The 17,401-nt window shown below is 65.7% G+C and carries 15 protein-coding genes; 8 read left to right on the forward strand and 7 right to left on the reverse strand.

The window, feature by feature from the left end; genetic code table 11:
• Positions 1–29: 29 nt before the first annotated feature.
• The 3 genes from A4H34_RS06695 to A4H34_RS06705 all read right to left on the reverse strand — a co-directional run bounded on the left by A4H34_RS06695 (position 30) and on the right by A4H34_RS06705 (position 2,644).
• Positions 30–872 carry a MetQ/NlpA family ABC transporter substrate-binding protein gene (locus A4H34_RS06695; protein ID WP_064231457.1) on the reverse strand — a complete coding sequence of 281 codons (843 nt, stop codon included), beginning with the start codon at positions 870–872 and terminating at the stop codon, positions 30–32.
• Positions 873–986: 114 nt separating this feature from the next.
• The gene (locus A4H34_RS06700; RefSeq protein ID WP_064231458.1) at positions 987–1,661 is read right to left on the reverse strand and encodes a methionine ABC transporter permease; all 675 of its coding nucleotides are present in this window, start codon (positions 1,659–1,661) and stop codon (positions 987–989) included.
• The gene (locus A4H34_RS06705) at positions 1,658–2,644 is read right to left on the reverse strand and encodes a methionine ABC transporter ATP-binding protein (RefSeq protein ID WP_064231459.1); all 987 of its coding nucleotides are present in this window, start codon (positions 2,642–2,644) and stop codon (positions 1,658–1,660) included. Before A4H34_RS06705 ends, A4H34_RS06700 begins: the two co-directional genes overlap by 4 nt.
• Before the next feature lie 227 nt (positions 2,645–2,871).
• Here A4H34_RS06705 and A4H34_RS11025 point away from each other — a divergent pair, with 227 nt between their 5' ends.
• A complete protein-coding gene (locus tag A4H34_RS11025) occupies positions 2,872–3,018 on the forward strand; it encodes a hypothetical protein (protein ID WP_009198877.1) in 147 nt (48 codons plus the stop codon).
• Between the two features lie 169 nt (positions 3,019–3,187).
• Here A4H34_RS11025 and A4H34_RS06710 read toward each other — a convergent pair whose 3' ends face one another.
• Together A4H34_RS06710 and A4H34_RS06715 are read right to left on the reverse strand one after the other, a co-directional pair.
• Positions 3,188–3,847, reverse strand: coding sequence for a metal-dependent transcriptional regulator (locus tag A4H34_RS06710; protein WP_009198876.1), 660 nt, complete (start codon positions 3,845–3,847; stop codon positions 3,188–3,190).
• Positions 3,847–4,554: a purine-nucleoside phosphorylase gene (locus A4H34_RS06715; RefSeq protein ID WP_009198875.1), complete on the reverse strand. Its 708-nt coding sequence runs from the start codon at positions 4,552–4,554 to the stop codon at positions 3,847–3,849. Before A4H34_RS06715 ends, A4H34_RS06710 begins: the two co-directional genes overlap by 1 nt.
• 232 nt (positions 4,555–4,786) lie before the next feature.
• Here A4H34_RS06715 and A4H34_RS06720 point away from each other — a divergent pair, with 232 nt between their 5' ends.
• From A4H34_RS06720 to A4H34_RS06730, 3 genes are read left to right on the forward strand one after another with little or no spacing between them, the layout of a single operon-like run.
• Positions 4,787–5,299, forward strand: a complete 513-nt coding sequence (locus A4H34_RS06720) for a hypothetical protein (protein WP_064231460.1) — start codon at positions 4,787–4,789, stop codon at positions 5,297–5,299.
• Positions 5,300–5,311: 12 nt separating this feature from the next.
• Positions 5,312–6,127: an HAD-IIB family hydrolase gene (locus tag A4H34_RS06725; protein WP_064231461.1), complete on the forward strand. Its 816-nt coding sequence runs from the start codon at positions 5,312–5,314 to the stop codon at positions 6,125–6,127.
• A 52-nt stretch (positions 6,128–6,179) separates the two neighbouring features.
• Positions 6,180–6,863 (forward strand): vitamin K epoxide reductase family protein, encoded by a 684-nt coding sequence (locus A4H34_RS06730; protein ID WP_064231462.1) that lies wholly within the window; start codon positions 6,180–6,182, stop codon positions 6,861–6,863.
• 38 nt (positions 6,864–6,901) lie between these two features.
• On the opposite strand, the gene A4H34_RS06735 is transcribed toward A4H34_RS06730, so the two are convergent.
• The gene (locus tag A4H34_RS06735) at positions 6,902–7,354 is read right to left on the reverse strand and encodes an HIT family protein (RefSeq protein ID WP_064231463.1); all 453 of its coding nucleotides are present in this window, start codon (positions 7,352–7,354) and stop codon (positions 6,902–6,904) included.
• A gap of 215 nt (positions 7,355–7,569) precedes the next feature.
• Between A4H34_RS06735 and A4H34_RS06740 the strand changes: the two genes are divergently transcribed.
• Together A4H34_RS06740 and A4H34_RS06745 are read left to right on the forward strand one after the other, a co-directional pair.
• On the forward strand, positions 7,570–10,497 hold the full coding sequence (locus A4H34_RS06740) for a leucine--tRNA ligase (RefSeq protein ID WP_064231464.1): 2,928 nt from the start codon (positions 7,570–7,572) through the stop codon (positions 10,495–10,497).
• 26 nt (positions 10,498–10,523) lie between these two features.
• On the forward strand, positions 10,524–11,501 hold the full coding sequence (locus A4H34_RS06745) for an aldose 1-epimerase (protein WP_009198869.1): 978 nt from the start codon (positions 10,524–10,526) through the stop codon (positions 11,499–11,501).
• Positions 11,502–11,594: 93 nt separating this feature from the next.
• On the opposite strand, the gene A4H34_RS06750 is transcribed toward A4H34_RS06745, so the two are convergent.
• Complete coding sequence (locus A4H34_RS06750; protein WP_064231465.1) at positions 11,595–13,541, reverse strand: helicase HerA-like domain-containing protein; 1,947 nt, start codon at positions 13,539–13,541, stop codon at positions 11,595–11,597.
• Between the two features lie 301 nt (positions 13,542–13,842).
• Between A4H34_RS06750 and A4H34_RS06755 the strand changes: the two genes are divergently transcribed.
• Complete coding sequence (locus A4H34_RS06755; protein ID WP_064231466.1) at positions 13,843–14,985, forward strand: ComEA family DNA-binding protein; 1,143 nt, start codon at positions 13,843–13,845, stop codon at positions 14,983–14,985.
• A 72-nt stretch (positions 14,986–15,057) separates the two neighbouring features.
• Positions 15,058–17,283, forward strand: coding sequence for a ComEC/Rec2 family competence protein (locus A4H34_RS06760; protein WP_156510283.1), 2,226 nt, complete (start codon positions 15,058–15,060; stop codon positions 17,281–17,283).
• Positions 17,284–17,401 lie beyond the last annotated feature (118 nt).

The following is a 17,401-nucleotide window of genomic DNA, read 5'->3' on the forward strand; positions in this document are numbered from 1 at the left end:
AGGCCGATGCGCCCCGAGCCGTCGCGGCCTTAGAAGGAGGGGCTAACCGCGCCGTCCGGCCACGTCTTCTTGATGTAGTCGGAGACTTCCTTCGAATGAAGCAGCTTGTCGAGTTTCTTGACCGCTTCGATCGTTTTCTCATTGGCCTTCGAGTTCCAGACGAGCACATTCGCGTAGGGATTGTCTTTGCCCGATTCGAGGTACAGCGCGTCCTTCGAAGGCGTTAGTTTGTTCTTCAGCGCGTAGTTGCCGTTGATGATGGCGATGTCGACGTCGGGCAGCGCCGCCGGAATCGAGGGCGCCGCATACGGCTTGAGCTGAATCTTCTTCGGATTCGATTCGACGTCGTAGATGGTCGGCGAATCCTTCTTCTTGAGCGTGATGATCTTGTTCTTCACGAGCAGCTCGAGGGCGCGAGCCTGGTTGGAAGGATCGTCGTTGATGGCGACGGTCGCATTGTCGGGAAGGTCCTTGAGGTCCTTGATCTTTTTCGAGTAGATGCCCAAAGGCTCGATGTGGACGCCTTTTCCGTGCTCGAACGAGTAGCCGTTCTTCTTCGAGGCGTCTTTCAAGTAGGGGACGTGCTGGAAGAAGTTCGCGTCGATCTCGCCCTGGTCGAGGGCAGAGTTGGGCTGGATGTAGTCCTGGTACTGCTTGATCTCGACCTTGAGGCCGGCTTTCTTGGCCAGATTGTCCTGAACGTAGTTGAGAATTTGGGCGTGGGGAACGGGCGACGCTCCCACTGTGATTGTGACTGTTCCGTCGGAGTTCTTCTTCGGAGCCTTGAACGACGCTTTGTCATCGGCTCCGCAGGCGGAGAGCGCAAGCGCGGAAACGGCGGCGAGCGCTGCGAAAGACTTGAAACGAGACATGGTTTTCCTTAGGTCTGGTGGGCGTTGCCCGAAAACGGAGTGGGCGCGCGCGAGATCGGAATGGGCGCGAGCCCGACGTGCGGTGCGAGGGTTCGTTCCCCGGCTGGCTTCCCCTCAGCGGTGATCGGCCAGCCGGCTGAGCATGTCGCCGACCCACTGGATAACCTGCACGATAATGACGATGACGACGATGATTATGGTCATCGCATCCCACTGGTGCTGGTAATAGCCGTAATTCTGCGCCAGCGCTCCAAGGCCGCCGCCGCCCACGATTCCTGCCATCGCCGAGTATCCGACGAGGGTGATGGCCAAGATGGTGACGGATTGGATGAGGGCGGGGACCGCTTCGCGGACGAGGACGCCCCAAAGAATCCATGTTCTGGAAGCGCCCATCATCTGCGCGGCCTCAACCTTGCCGCGCTCTACCCCCGAAAGATTCGACTCGACGAGGCGCGCGAAATAGGGGATCGCGCCCACCGTGAGCGGGACCGCCGTGCCCTGCCACCCGGACGCATTGCCGATGAGAGCCCTGGTAGGAACGATGAGCAGGAACATCACGATGACCATGGGAATCGAACGAGTCGCGTTGACGACGAACCCCAGGGTCGCAGCGAAGAATTTGCTCGCGCTGTCGGTGTTTTCCTTGAGGGTGATCAGGACGATCCCCAGAATTCCGCCGAATACCACGGAAAGGAGGGTGGAGACTCCGACCATCAGGAGAGTGTCGATCGTCGACTGGAGAAGCTCCTGTTTGATCGCTGAGTTGTTGAACCACGTGCCGTCGTTCATGCGCGCACCTCCGTCGCGACGTCTATGTCGGCAAATGCGGAACGGACGCGCGCGACGTCGTCCGGGTCCACGGTCAAGGCCAGACGGGCCACCTGCGTGGAGCCGATCGTCTCGAAGGTCCCGGCGCCGATGTCCGCCCCAAGTTCGCGGGCCGCGTCGAGGACGCGGGCGCCGGTGGGCTCTCCGGGCTGGGAAGTGAAAGCAACATCGACGACGGTGCGTCCGCGGGCGTCCTCGGGCGCCAGCGGCGGGGGCGGAACGATTTGCCGTGACAGGGCCGATTCGACGTCGGCGACGACGTTTTCCACGCGTCCGCTCGCCGTAATCCTGCCGGAGTCGAGAAGGGTGACGGAATCGCAGATCTGACGCACCACGGACATCTCGTGGGTGATGATGACGACGGTCACGCCGTACCTGTCGCGAACCGATTTGAGGAGGCCGAGGATCTGCTCGGTCGTCTCCGTGTCCAGGGCCGACGTCGGCTCGTCGCACAGGAGGACCGAGGGGTTGTCGGCGAGCGCTCTGGCGATTCCGACGCGCTGGCGCTGGCCGCCCGACAGTTCGGACGGGTAGGAGGTTCCGCGGTCCGAAAGGCCGACGAGGTCGAGCAGCTCGCTGACGCGCTTGGTTCTCTTCGACGACGGCATGCCCGCCAGACGGAGGGGAATGGCGATGTTCTCTCGCGCGGTTCTCGCATCGAGGAGGTTGGCGCCTTGGAAGACCATGCCGATCGTCCGGCGGGCCTCGCGCAGCTGGCCCGAGGAAACCGAGGCGAGATCGAGCCCGCCGACTCGGATGACGCCCTTCGTCGGCCGTTCCAAGGCCGTCAGGCAGCGAATGAGCGTCGACTTTCCAGCCCCGGATTCGCCGACGATGCCGTGGATGTCTCGCGTGGGGATCTCAAGGTTGATGTCGTCCAAGGCCACGACCGGCTCTTGCCCGCGCCGCGGATAGACTTTGGTCACACCACTCAGCGTTATCATGGTTCCTCCATCGGTCGTGGCGGAAGCACCCGGCCTCCCGGGTTGCTGCAACGTCGTCGAGCCACGTCTCTCGATTGCTCTAGATGAACTAGCTAGAAAGATATACGCATGGCGCCGACGTGTGCAAGAGTGCGCCATGGCGCGGCGAGCCCACGGTTCGAAGACTGCGGCGAATTCGCCCGAAGGCGGGGTGAAAAAGTGTCGGATCCCACCGCGATACTTGCGGTATGACAAGAAAGTGGTGCGACCCCGGCGGTCGCGAAGACGCCGATTCCCTCGAGTACGTCATCGACGCGCTGACGGATGTGTGGGAGCCTCAGATCCCAGTCGATTTTTCCTTCGTCGACTTCGAAATCGTGTGCGGCTCGGGGTGAGCATGCGGTTTGGGGTGACGAACCCGGCCCTGAGCCGACGTGCGCAGGTTCGTCCCGCGAATGGCGATTTGGATCCGCACGCGTTGCGACGCGCCACGTGTGCGGATTCGTCCCGCGGGGCGTATGAGAGTCGCGGACGGACAGGCCCTACGAGGATCGTCGCGCAGCGTCAATGCGTCACAGAAACGGCGTCGGCGACCGAAAGGGAGATGTCCGCCGAGGTTTGCGGCGTGGACACGCGCATGAGGCCGAGGCCGCGTTTGACGTCGGCGACGCTCACCCTGGCTCCGGGAACCAGACCGATGCCGGCGAGTTCCTTCAGCACGGCCGAATCGGCGTCGTCGACGCGGTGGACGACGCCGGCCTCGCCCGGGCCGAGCGACCCCAAAGAGACGGCGTTTTCATCCTCGGGCAGCGAGCCGTCGGGACGGGGGATGGGATCTCCGTGGGGATCGTGCCGGGGATGCCCGAGCGCGGCGTCCAGCCTTTCCACGAAGGTTGCGGAAACGGCGTGCTCAAGGTGCTCCGCCTCGTCATGGACTTCGTCCCACGAGTAGCCGAATATCGTCATGAGCCCGGTTTCGATGAGCCGGTGGATTCTGACCATGCGAGCGGCTTCGTCCCTTCCTGCCTCGGTCAGCGAGATGTTGCCGTAGCGGGCGTGGCGCACGAGCCCCATGGAGACGAGGCGCTGAACCCCCTCGGAAACCGTGGAGGGGGAAAGGCCGAGGGTCCGTGTGAGGTCGCCTGGAGTGACGGGTTTTTCCTGCCACTCTCCGAGCTTCCATATGGCGCGAAGGTAGTCCTCGTGCGAAGCCGACAGCCCCATCAGCCGACTGCCGCGGCCGCGGCAATGCTCAAGGCTTTCGAAAATTTGCTCTCCCTTTCCTCGGCCGTCATGTCGCGGCTAGGATCGAAAAGGAGGTCGGAGATTGTGAGGACGGCGAGGGCCTCCTTGCCCAGCTCAGCCGCAATCGTGTACAGGCCCGCCGCCTCCATCTCGACGCCGAGCGTGCCAATCTCGGCCAGGCGCTTCGTCTGCTCAATCGGATTGCCGTAGAAGCGGTCTCGCGAAACGACCGTCCCAACCTTGACCTGGGGGTCGTCCCCTGCCGCCTCGACCGCTGCTCGCAGCAGGTTCCACGAGGCGGTGGCCGAGAAGTGGATCCCTGGAACGACGCCGCCCACAATCGACGAGTCCGTGTGCGCCCCGAGGGCGATCACGACGTCGCCGGGCGAGGCGTCGGCGGCGAGGCCGCCCATCGTTCCGACCCTGACGATCCGTTCGACGTCGTAAAAGGAATAGAGCTCCGTGGCGTATATCGCAAGCGAGGGTTGGCCCATTCCCGACGCCATGACGGAAAGCGGCTTTCCCCGATAGAGGCCGGTGTACCCGCCGATTCCGCGAACGTCCGTGACCTTTCGGGCGTCCGTCAGCAGCGCCTCGGCCATGCGCTGCGCCCGTTTCGGATCGCCTGGCATGAGGACGGCGGGCGCAAAGTCGCCCTTTTCTGCGGTTATATGGGGTGTGGCCATGTGTGCCTTCCAAATTGAATCGGGGTATGGGAGCGCACGGCGGCGAGGTGATAGACTCCACCGGTACGTTCAATGCGGCGTTTTGCTTGGCATCTAGGCCACTATATCGCCCGTGGGGAGGTGTCCACATCCCTTCTTTCGGGTAGAAGTGGCGTTGCTGACTTACGTCGACGAAAATTGTCCTTGGCCGAACGACGCTCGTCGGCTACGGATCGTCAAGAAAGGTGCGAACATGACTGTTCCGAACAACCCCGGCCAGGGGGGCTACCAGCAGCAGCCCGGTCAGGGAGGGTATCAGCAGCCCGGCCAGCAGGGATGGGCGCCGTCGGCATACTCAGCGGCTCCTGCCCCGGGGCAAGACGCTTACGGTCAGCAGCCCGGCCAGGACGTCTACGGTCAAAATCCGCAGGGCTACGTGCAGCCCGGAGCCGACGCCTACGGCTACAGCCAGCAGGCCTTCCCGCAGCCCAAGCAGGGCGGCGGCTTCGCCGCGGCTTTCTCGATGAACTTCCAGAACAAGGGCGGCGTCGCCCTTGCAAAGGTCGCCCAGCTGATCTCGCTGATCGCAGGGGCGGGTTTCGCGTTGTACGGCCTCTTTGAGTTTCTCACAGTCGCCACGTCGGGAGGGGGCGCCCTGCAGATCTTTACGTACTTGGCCAAAGCGGTCGCCTATATTGCTTTCGGGCTTTTCCTTCCTGCCTTCAGCCGCGCCGTCCTCGAGCACGCCGTCGACGACAAGGAGTAGAGGATCCTTCGGATGGATTCCACGCTCCGCAAGGACTATCGGCTCATAGCCTTCGACCTGGACGACACGCTCGCCCCCTCGAAGTCGCCCCTTCCCGATCAGATGGCCGCCGCCCTGCGTCGGCTTCTCGACCTGGTGGACGTTTGCGTGATTTCGGGGGGCCAGTTCGGCCAATTTTCCTCCCAGCTGCTCGACAACCTGGGAGCGTCCACCGAGCAGCTGGGCAGGCTGCATCTCATGCCCACCTGCGGCACCCGCTACATGCGTTGCATCGACGGGCAGTGGACTGAAATCTACGCCAGGGACCTCACGGCCGACGAACGTCGCCGGGTCATGGAGGTTCTCGAATCCCAGGCGCGCAAACTCGGCCTGTGGCGGGAGGACACATGGGGCCCCGTCCTCGAGGACCGCGGATCTCAGATCACCTTCTCCGCCCTTGGCCAGGAGGCGCCGCTCGAGGAGAAGAGGGCGTGGGACCCCGACGGCAGGAAAAAAGAAGCCTTGCGGGCCGCCGGAGCAGCGCTGCTTCCCGAGCTTGAGGTGCGTTCGGGAGGCTCGACGTCGGTCGATGTCACCCGCAAGGGAATCGACAAAGCCTACGGAATCGGCGAGCTTTCGTCCCAGACGGGAATCGCCGTCTCCGACATGCTTTTCGTCGGCGACCGCCTCGACGAGGGAGGCAACGACTATCCCGTGCTGCGCCTGGGAATCGACGCGCACCCGGTGGGCGGCTGGCAGGACACCGCTCGGTTTGTCGAAGAATACGCGGCTGCGCACACGCCAGGCGAGGCGGATAGGCCGGGTGAAGCGGAGCCGCAGAGCAGCTAGGATTTAAGCCGATGCGCGGAGCCTTGAAGCAACCGAAACGACGGAGGAGTCCATGGCCGACATCGACATTGACACCCTGAGCGACGACGAGGTCGAAGCCTACATAGCCGAAGCGGAGTCGAAGAAGTGGAAAGCCTCGGAGCGAGAGCTCGCGGGCGGAGCGTCCTTCGAGTTGTCGATCGTCATGCTCGCGACCGGGCTCGCGGGAATGTGGGCGTCCTTCAGCCTCGTGACCGCCGAGCGCGCCATGCTCCAAAACCCCGGGGGAAAGCTGTCGTGCGACCTCAATCCGCTCATCGGCTGCTCAGGCTTCTTCAACTCGGACTACAACACCCTCTTCTTCGGCGCGCCCAACGCGCTGTTCGGGCTCATGTTCTTCAGCGGCGTCGTCGCCCTCGGCCTCGCGCTCCTCGGCGGCGCGCGCCTGCCCTCCTGGATGTGGCGCCTGCTGAGTCTGGGAATGGCGGCAGCCGCCGTGTGGATCCTCTGGTTCCAGTACACGTCCATCTTCGTCGAGGGAGCCTTGTGCCCGTACTGCATCGTCACGTGGGCCGCCGCAATCCCCTTGATCGTGCACGTCCTCGCCCGCAGCTTCGGCGCAGGCCACCTGCCCGCCGGAGACGGCGCCCGCAGGATTCTCGTCAAAGGCAGGTGGTGGCTCGTCGCGGCCGTCTACCTTGCCGTCGCATTGGTGGCGGTCGTCGCCTTGTGGGACAAGTGGGAGTATGTTTTCTGACGTGCACCAGGGGTTTCTGACGTCCAGGCCGGGGGCCGTCACCCGAGCCAGAGAGGCTTCACCGAGTGAAGGTCCTTCGGAACGAAGGATTCCCACGACTCCTTGAGAGCCTCTCGCAGGCGGACCATGGCCGCGTCGAGCTGCTCCGCCGGCAATCCGGCCCTGGCGTTCTCGAAACGGATGTCCTCCTCGCTGGTGGCGGGAATGACGTGGATGTGCACATGGGGCACCTCGAGGCCCGCGATGACCGTCATCGCGCGAGGAACCCCGAACGCCTCGATCTGGGCCTTTCCGATGCGCTGCGCGACGACGCTCAGATGGGCAAAGGTCTCTTCGTTGAGATCGGTGAAGCGCGGGATTTCTATGCGCGGAATGACGAGGACGTGGCCGTCCGTGATGGGCTCGTGGGTGCCGATGGCGACGCAGACGTCGTCGGCCCAGACGAACCGCCCAGGAATCTTGCCTTCGAAAATCTTGGTGAACACGCTCATAGCACGATTCTACGTCCGCGATCGGAGTTTCCGCCGGCCGTCGTCGATTCCTCAAAGGCGGCTCGGAATTTCTTGACCGCCGGGCGATTCGCGGACGACGTCTGATTTCACGGCGCGGCCTGATTTCACGGCGCGCGAAGCTCACAGTGGACACTTTGGGGCTCGTCGGCGGGCTTGAGTTAACCTTGGCATACCAAAATAATGAAAGGCGGACGATGAGCGGACAGGAAACAGGCGGGACGACGCCGTACCGGTACACGGCCGAACTGGCCAACGCGATCGAAGCGCGGTGGCAGAAACGCTGGGAAGAGCTCGGGACGTTCTACACCCCGAACCCGGTCGGCGACCTTGCGGGCGCGACGTCGGCTGAGAAGGTCTACATTCTCGACATGTTCTCCTACCCCTCGGGCAAGGGCCTTCACGTGGGCCACCCGCTCGGGTACATCGCAACGGACACGATCGCCAGATATCAGCGCATGCTCGGCAAGAACGTGCTCTACACGATGGGATTCGACGCCTTCGGCCTGCCCGCAGAGCAGTACGCCGTGCAGACCGGCCAGCATCCGCGCGTCACCACGGAGCAGAACATCGCGAACATGCGCCGTCAGCTCAAGCGCATCGGATTCTCCCACGATTCGCGCCGGACCTTCGCGACCACCGACGTCGACTACGTGCGTTGGACGCAGTGGATTTTCCTGCAGATTTACAATTCTTGGTACGACCCGGACGCCCCCTGCCGAGACGGTCGCAGCAAAGGTTCGGCACGCCCGATTTCCGAGCTCCGCGACGAGTTCGACGCCGGGAAGAGGAGGCTTGACGACGGACGCGAGTGGGCCGAGCTCAGCGAAGGCGAGAAGGGCGAGGTGCTCGACTCTCACCGTCTGGCCTACATCAGCGAGGCCCCGGTCAACTGGTGCCCAGGTTTGGGAACGGTTCTGGCCAACGAGGAAGTCACGGCCGACGGGCGCTCCGAGCGCGGAAACTTCCCCGTTTTCAAGAGGAATCTGCGGCAGTGGATGATGCGCATCACCGCCTACGCCGACAGGCTGGCCGACGACCTCGACACCATCGACTGGCCCGAGAAGGTCCGGCTCATGCAACGCCATTGGATCGGCCGTTCGGAAGGCGCGAGCGTAGAATTCGACGTTCCCGGAGTCGGCCGCAAGCTCGAGGTCTACACGACCCGGCCGGACACGCTTTTCGGTGCCACATTTATGGCGGTGGCCCCCGAGCATCCGATCCTCGGCGACGGCGTTCCCGGAAGCGAGGCCGACCAGTCGCGCTTGAACGTCCCCGCGTCGTGGCCCGAGGGGACGAATCCGCTGTGGACCGGCGGGGCCGCGACCCCGGCCGAGGCCGTCGCGGAGTATCGCGCCGCCGCCGCTGCCAAGAGCGAGATCGAAAGGTCCGACGACGAGCGTGCGAAGACGGGCGTCTTCACCGGACTGTTCGGAGTCAATCCCGCCAACGGCAAGCAGATTCCGATCTTCGTCGCGGATTACGTGCTGATGGGGTACGGAACGGGCGCAGTCATGGCCGTCCCGGCGCACGATTCGCGCGACTGGGAGTTCGCCCGCGCCTACGGCCTCAACGTCGTCAGGACGATAGGACCGGCCGAGGACCCCTACGGCCCCGACCTCGAGGAGGCCGCCTACGAGGGGGAGGGCGTCGCCGTCGATTCGGCCAACGATTCGATCAGCCTCGACGGCTTGTCGAAGGACGAGGCCAAGGCCGCCATGACGGCTTGGCTCGAGTCGACGGGCGCGGGGCGGGCCACCGTGACGCATCGCCTGCGCGACTGGCTCTTCTCCCGCCAGCGCTATTGGGGCGAGCCTTTCCCCATCGTCTGGGACGAGGAGGGGCGTCCGCACGCGCTCCCCGAAGACTGCCTGCCCGTGGAGCTGCCGGAGATCAGCGACTACTCGCCGCGCACCTTTGACCCCGAGGACGCTGACTCCTCGCCTGAACCGCCGCTCGGCCGCGCCGAGGAGTGGCTGGACGTCGAACTCGATTTGGGCGACGGCCTCAAGCGGTACAGGCGCGAGACGAACACGATGCCGCAGTGGGCGGGATCCTGTTGGTACGAATTGCGCTACATCGACCCCCACAACGAAGCCGAGTTCGTCGATCCGACAAACGAGGTCTACTGGATGGGCCCACGCCCGGACGCCGGAAACGTCACGGGCGGCACCGATCTGTACGTCGGCGGCGTTGAGCACGCAGTCCTCCATCTCCTCTACGCGCGCTTCTGGCACAAGGTGCTCTTCGACCTCGGCTGCGTCAGCTCCTCCGAGCCCTTCCACAAGCTCTTCAACCAGGGCTACGTCCAGGCCTACGCCTACACGGACGCACGCGGCCAGTACGTCCCGGCCGAGGAAGTCGTGGAAGCCGGGACCGACGAGAACGGCGAGACGCTCTATGCGTGGAAGGGCGAGCCAGTCTCCCGCGAATACGGGAAGATGGGCAAGTCGTTGAAAAACATCGTCACGCCCGACGAGATCTGCGACGATTACGGGGCCGACACCTTCCGGCTGTATGAGATGTCGATGGGCCCGCTGGACATGTCGCGCCCGTGGGAGACGAGGGCCGTCGTCGGTTCCCAGCGTTTCCTCCAGCGGCTGTGGCGCAACGTCGTCGACGAGCAAACCGGCGAGGTGACCGTGGCCGACGTTCCCGTCGACGGAGAGACGGCCAAGCTGCTTGCCCGGACGATCGCGGATGTCCGCAACGACTACGACGGGATGCGGATCAATACCGCCATCGCAAAAATGATCGTTTTGAACAACCATCTGACCTCTCTCGCCAAGGTTCCCAGAGAGGCGGCCGAGAGCCTGGTTCTCATGGTCTCGCCGGTCGCGCCTCACATAGCCGAGGAGCTATGGGGTAAGCTCGGACACGAGTCTTCGCTTGTCGACGCTCCGTTCCCGGAAGTGGGCGACGAGTCGCTTCTCGTCGACGAGAACGTGACATGCGTCGTTCAGGTCAAGGGGAAGGTTCGCGATCGCTTGGAGGTGCCCGCCGACGTTTCCGAGGACGACCTGGTCCAGCGCGCACTCGCATCGGAGCGGATCGCGAAGTTCCTCGACGGCGAGCCTCGCAAGGTGATCGTTCGCGCGCCGGGCCTCGTCAACATCGTCCCCTGAGGATCCATCGTCCCTAAGGAAGTGCCATGACAAAGAACGTCCCCGCGGTGACCCAGCACGAATTCGACGGGCTGCCCGCTTGGAAGCTAACCTCCCCGACCGGTGCCGAGGCACTGGTCGCCGAACGCGGGGCGACGCTCATTTCGTGGCAGCCTCGGCCGGGGGTCGAGGTCATCGACGGATACGAGTCCGCCGAAGAGCTCGAGGCGCAGGTAGGGGACAGGAGCCTCGTCATGCTGCCCTGGTGCGGGCGGATCGCCGAAGGAACATACTCCTTCGGCGGTGCGCGATACAAGCTCGCCGAGCGCGCCGAGTCAGCGGGCTTGGGCGGCAGAGCGGGGAGCATTGACTTCGGCAGAGTCGGGCGGGGACCGGCGCTTGTGCTTCGCGGGCACATGCCGGGCGACTCCGGGTACCCGTGGAACATCGACGTCAAGGTGGTTTTCGCCCTCGACGCCGGAATCGACGGGGAGGAACACCTTTCGGTGTCGATAAGCGCCGAAAACGCCTCCGACTCCGCCGCTCCCCTCTCCATGGGCTGGCATCCGTACATTAAGATGCCCGGCGTGAGAGGCATATCGAATCTGTCCCTCACAGTCCCCGCCAGAACCAAGGTGCTGACCGACGGGCGGATCATTCCGCTTCCCGGCGATTCGGCCTTCGCTGGGGTTGCCGCGCCGGTTCGCTTCGATTATCTCGGGACGACGAGGATCGACCAGTCGTACACAAACCTCGTCCCCGACGTCGACGGAGTGGTGTGCACCGAGCTCAAAGACCCGGTGCGTTCTACCAGGGTGCGCCTGACTCAGGAGCCCAGCGAGGCGCCCGTCGCCCACGTCTTCACCGGCGACGGGCTTCCTCGCGACGAGCGTCAGTCGATAGCCCTCGAACCGTGCTCCGCCCTTTCGGACGCTTTCCGCCGCGCCGATTCGGCGGTTCGCCTTCCATTGGGGCCGGGTGAGACCCGGACGATCACGGCGACGCTGACCTACATAGGCGGATAGGCCAACGGCTGCGCTGCCGGATAGGCCGCGCCCGGCAGCGCAGCCGTTGCGCCGAGAAAGTGCACAGCCGCGCCGACGGCGTCGTGAACGGCTCTACCTGCGTCGTGAACCGAACAGCGTTCGGGTGATGCTCGAGCCCAGCGACCGCCCGATTGAGCGCACAACCGAATCGATCGCCGCCTCCTTGCGCTTTTCTTGGCGCTCGGCGCGGCGCTCGTCCGCCCTACGCTGGCGTTCGGCCTCTTTGGCGGCTTCGCGTTCCTCCCGCTCGGCCGCCTTGGCCGCGGCCTTCGCCTCTGCTTCGAGCTCTTTCAGGCGGCGCTTTTCGGCCTCCGCCGCGGCCTTCTCGGCCTCCTTCTCCGCTTTGGCCTGCTCCTTCGCGGTTTCGGCCGCTGCCTTCTCAGCTTCGACGCGGGCCGCGAGGAGCTCGAACGCGCTCTCCGGATCCACCGGGTCCTTGTACTTGGCCATGAACGGCGAGGCCGCCAAACACGAAGAGACGGCCCCGGGCGAGGACGGCCCCATGACCGCCGCGGGGGCCCACAGGCGCGTGGGTGCGACCGGCGTCGGGCGTCCTTTCGGGTCGAGCACGGTGACGATGGCCTCGCCGGTTCCTAGGCCGGGGAGGACTTTCAGGAGGTCGAGCGGCGATGAAGGGAACGTGTCCACGGTCGCCTTGAGGGCCTTCTGGTCGTTCGGCGTGTGGGCGCGCAGCGCATGTTGGACGCGGGAGCCGAGTTGGGCGAGAACGTCGTCGGGAACGTCTTTCGGCGACTGCGTGACGAAGAAGATTCCGACGCCCTTGGAGCGGATGAGCCTGACCGTTTGAACGACCTGGTTGAGGAACTCCTTGCTGGCGTCGGCAAAGAGGAGGTGCGCCTCGTCGAAGAAGAAGACGAGCTTGGGCTTGTCGGCGTCGCCCACCTCGGGCAGGTCCTGGAAGAGGGAGGCGAGAAGCCACATGACGAAGGTGGAAAACAGCGCAGGCTGCGATCGCACGTCGGGAAGCTCAAGGCAGGAGACGACGCCGCGCCCGTCCGCCGACGTGCGGAGAAACGCCTCCGTTTCGAAGGCGGGTTCGCCGAAGAAGGCGTCCGCTCCCTGAGCTTGAAGCGCCGAAATCTCGCGGAGGATCACTCCCGCGGTGGCGGGGGAGACGCCGCCGATTCCGGCGAGCTCGCCCTTGCCTTCCTCGGAGGTCAGGTACGCGACGGTTGCGCGCAGGTCAGCCAAATCGATGAGCGCGAAGCCTTGCGAATCCGCCCACGAGAAGATCAGCGACAGCGCCGACTCCTGCGTCTCGTTCAGCCCGAGCACCTTGGACATGAGGATCGGGCCGAAGTCGGTGACGCTCGTGCGCACGGGGACTCCGTCTCCCGAGCCTCCCAGAGAGAAGAGCTCGACGGGGAAGGACGCGGGCTGCCACGGCTGACCGAGGGCGGCGACGCGGGCGGAGAGCTTCTCGGAGGCTTGGCCCGGCTCGAGCAATCCCGTCAGATCGCCCTTGATGTCTGTGATGAACACCGGGATGCCGGAAGCCGAAAGCCCCTCCGTCATGAGCTGGAGGGTGCGCGTCTTGCCCGTGCCGGTGGCGCCCGCCACGAGTCCGTGGCGGTTGAGCATTCCCAGGGGCATTTGCACGAGCGCGCGCGGTTCGGGCGTGCCGTCTTCGAGATACGCGCCGAGCGTGAGGGTCGGTGCGTCGAAGGCGTATCCGTCGCGAACGGCGGCGGCGTATTCGCCGAGCTCTTTTTCAGCGGAGTCGGTTTGCGACGGCGCAGAGGCGCCCCCGTCGGCTCGCTGCGGATTTTCCGCCGACGTCGTTTCTGCCGACGCCGCATCGCTCGGCGAAGCGGAAGGGTCTTCAGGCGCCGGGGAGTTCCCGGAAGCGGGAGGCGTGTCAGAGGCGGGGGAGTTCCCGGCCGCCAAGGCTGCGTCGAGCGCGGCTTGGGCGGCGTCGGCCTTCGCTTGGGCCGCGTCCGCCGCGGCCTGCGCGGCTTGCGCCCGTAGTCTTGCGAGTTCTGCGTCCGAAGTGCTCATGTGGAGAGTCTAACCGGGTTGCGGCGCCAATGGCGTTTCTTCTGCACAGTCGGCGGCGATTGGCGCACAGGTTTGCCAGACGCAGCGCCTGTCCACATTTTTGTTTTCGGGCGCGTCCGACGCCGACGCGCGGGCGAAGACTGCTTCCATGAACACTCCACCGCCGCGGCCTCCGGCATTTCGCGGGCAACTGAAAACACTTCGTCGGCAACCGAGAAGTTGCCGCTCCTTTTCGCCGCCATCGGGCGATCGATATGATTCGCGGGCCTCGATCAAGCCCGGCGACACCGATCCGCCGCCTTTGGACGTACGCGGCATTGGCGGAATCTCTGAGGCCGCGGCCCCCGCGCCCGCAGACTTTGACGCGATTTCTGAGGCCGTCGACTTGGCTCGCGAGGCTGACTCGGCGCGCGGGGCCGACTCGGCGCGCGGAGCCGACGAATTGCCGTGCCGCGGCGAAGAGGCGGACGCCGCGTCGAATCTTGCCGACACGGCCGTTCTCCCCGTCGTCAGATTTCAGGAGCTGAAAGGCCGGGTCGAGAAGCGGGCAGGCGACGCCGAAACCCAAGGAGCGGCGACGAGGCGTTCCTTCGCGAGCCTCGCTCTGGCCTCCGGGACGGGGGAGGACGTCGCGGCGCTCATGGGAGGCGCAGGGAAACGACGTTGGCGTCTGAATCGGGACAACGCGAGGGCTGTTCTCATCGCGGTCGCGGTGTGTCTCGTTGCAGCGTGGGCGTGGCTTGCGTTGACGAAGCCGGGCGGGGACGAATCGCAGAGCAAGCTAGTCGAAGAACGGGGCTCCGCGTCGGCCTCCCGCGGCGTCGGGCGCGGTAAAGCGAGCGATTCGGCCAACAGCCGTGAAACCGGGAAAAAGTCCGCTCTGGAAAGCCGAGGCGGCGGGGAATCCGGCAGCGGCTCCGCGGGCGGCTCGGCTGGGTCTTCGTCGATCGTCGTCTATGTCAGCGGAGCGGTCAAGGCTCCCGGAGTTTACACGCTTGCGGCGGGTTCGCGCGTCGACGACGCCGTGCGTGCGGCCGGCGGGCTGACCGAGCGCGCCGAATCCGCCGGAACCAATCTAGCAGCGCAGCTTTCGGACGGGGAGCACGTCCACGTCGCCGCCACGGGCGAATCTGCGCCTTCCGGAGCGCTTGGCCCGTCGTCTGGCTCGGATGCGGCGGGTGGGAAAAAGGGCGCAGGGGCCTCAGGCAAAGGCGCAGGAAAGAAGGCCGCCGCGGGGCAGAAGGCGGGGGCCGCCAAGGTCAATGTGAACACCGCCGGCGCAGAGGAGCTTCAGACGCTGCCGGGAGTCGGCCAGGCGACGGCCAAGGCAATCATCGCCTGGCGCGAGGAGAACGGACGCTTTCGGTCCGTCGACGACCTGCTCGACGTTTCGGGCATAGGCAAGGCGACCCTCGCCAAGTTCCGCGATCGCGTGTCGGTCTAGCGCGGTGCGGCAAACATGTCGACGGGCTCGAAACATTCGAACCACGCTCAAGAACGTGCGCTTTCGCAGGACGTGAGGCTGCTTCCGCTGGCCTTTGCGGGGCTGGCGGGCGCATGGGCGTCCCTGCATGCGGGCCGGGCGGCGGTCAGATGGGCCGGAACCGCATTGGCGTGGGTCGCCGTCGCGGCGGCGACGGCGGGCGCCTCGTGGGCGGTAAAACGTATGCGGCCCGAACGGGCCGTCGCCCGGACGGCCGCCGTGGCTGCCGCGATCTTCATCGGATGGGCGTGGGCGGGGTGCCTCCATCGGGGCGTCGCCGAACCGGAGGCGATGGCGCATGCCTACGGAAAGACGGCAAAGGCAGAGGCGACGGCGGTCGGCAGGGCCGACCGGGCGGGAGAGCGCTGCTCGGTGCTCGCCCGCCCAAGCCGCATCGACGCGGGCGGCGCGATGCGGCTTTCCGGGCACGTGCGGATCTCGATCGTCGGCGTTCCGTGCGACGTCCTGGGAGGGCAGAAGGTGAGCGCGGTCGGCAAGCTCGTCAAGCCGCCTCCGGGGGCGCGTCAGAGCGGGACGCTCTACGCGAGAACCGTTGCGGTCTCGGGCCGCGGGTCGACGGTCTCCCGCACGGTCGCCCGCATCGACGCGGCGCTCGAAAAGGTGCTGGCCGACGCCCCCGAACACGCCCGCGGCCTCATTCCCGGCGTCGCTCTGGGACGCGACGACGCCGTCGAACCCGGCCTCGCATCCGCCATGAAAATGACCCAGCTCACGCATCTGATCGCGGTTTCCGGCGGGCACGTGTCGATACTTCTTTCCCTCGTCATCCTCGGGTTCGGGAGACGGCGACTCGCCGCGACCGCCGCAGTCTGCTTCCTGTCGGTCCTCGCGCTGCTCGCGCTCGTCGGCCCCCAAGCCTCCGTCATACGCGCCGCGGCAATGGGCACCGTAGTTGTCCTCGCGCTCGGAATCGGGCGGGCGAGCCAAGCTGTGCCGTCGCTGAGCACAGCCGTGCTCGGCGTGGCCCTCATCGACCCGTGGCTGGCAGTGAGCTACGGATTTTTGCTCTCGGCGAGCGCGACGCTCGGCATCGTCTGCTTCGCCGAGCCTCTCACCGCGCGGCTGGCGGCGAAGGCGCCGCGCCTGCTGGCCGAGCTCGTGGCCGTCCCCCTCGTGGCGCAGCTGGCCTGCCTGCCCGTTCTCGCCCTGTTCACAGACACGGGATCGATCTGGGGAGTGCCGGCCAATATGCTCGTCGCCCCGGTGGTCGCGCCCCTGACCGTATGCGGGCTCGCCACCGCCCTGGCCAGCCCGATTTTTCCCTGGCTCGGCGAGGCAGCGCTCGTTCCCTCAGCGATGGCGACGTGGTGGATCGAGCGGGTCGCGACGACGCTCGCGAAGTGGCCGGGCTCGGGAATCGGCCTGCTGGCCTCTTTCGCCTTCTGCCTCGTCCTCCTTGCCGCGCTCGTCGCCCGCAAAGCCCTCGGCTTTGTTGTGGTTGCCGCCCTTGTGGCCGTCACATGGTGGACCGGGCGGCGCGCTCCGATCGAGATCGCAGACGGCTGGGAGGCCGTCCAATGCGACGTCGGCCAAGGATCCGGGCTCTTGGCCAGGGTGAGGGGGAAGACGATCATGGTCGACGTCGGCCCGCAGGGAAAGGCCGCCGCCGAATGCGTCGAGGCGGCGGGGGTGGAGAAGATCGACATTCTCGTCCTCACCCACGGGCATTCCGACCACATTGGGGGCCTTCCGGAGGTGTTGAAGACCGCCGACGTCGGGCAGGTCTGGGTCTCGCCGAACATGGACCCCGAGGGCAACAAGCGGTGGCTGGAAGCCGAGCTGAAGAGGACGGGGCACACGCCCACAATCGTCTCTCAGGGGAAGGTCGACGATCCCGATGCGCCTCGGGTGCGCGTCATTTGGCCGCGCGCCAACGCCCCCGCGGGCGCCGAGCAGGCCAACGCCCAGTCTGTCGCCGTCCTCGTGGACATACCCGGCGGGATGCTCGTCACGGGGGACCAGGGCCGCGAAAGCCAGGAGCGCTTCGTTCGCGAGGTTGAACCCGTGCGCATCGCGGTGGTCCCTCACCACGGCAGCTCTGATCAGTCCGAACGGCTCGCCCGCGCCGCCGACGCGAAGATTGCCTTCATATCGGTGGGGGAGAACAGCTACGGGCATCCCTCCCGTCGCGCGTTCGAGCTCTATTCCTCGGCCGATGTGTACGACACGAAATCGTGCGGGACGATCGTGGTGGCCGGATCTAAGGTGGCCTCGCGCTGCGAGGGGCCGCGAGGCTGAGGGTGCGGGAGGCACAAGACGGACGCGGAGCATCGGAAAGCACGAAAGGGGCGGAGCGCCGGAAGGGAAGCGAGAATCAAAATAGACGCGAAAGGCACGAGAACGAAAGGGACACTGC

The sequence above is a fragment of the Peptidiphaga gingivicola genome, assembly GCF_001652275.1.
GTDB lineage: Bacteria > Actinomycetota > Actinomycetes > Actinomycetales > Actinomycetaceae > Peptidiphaga > Peptidiphaga gingivicola.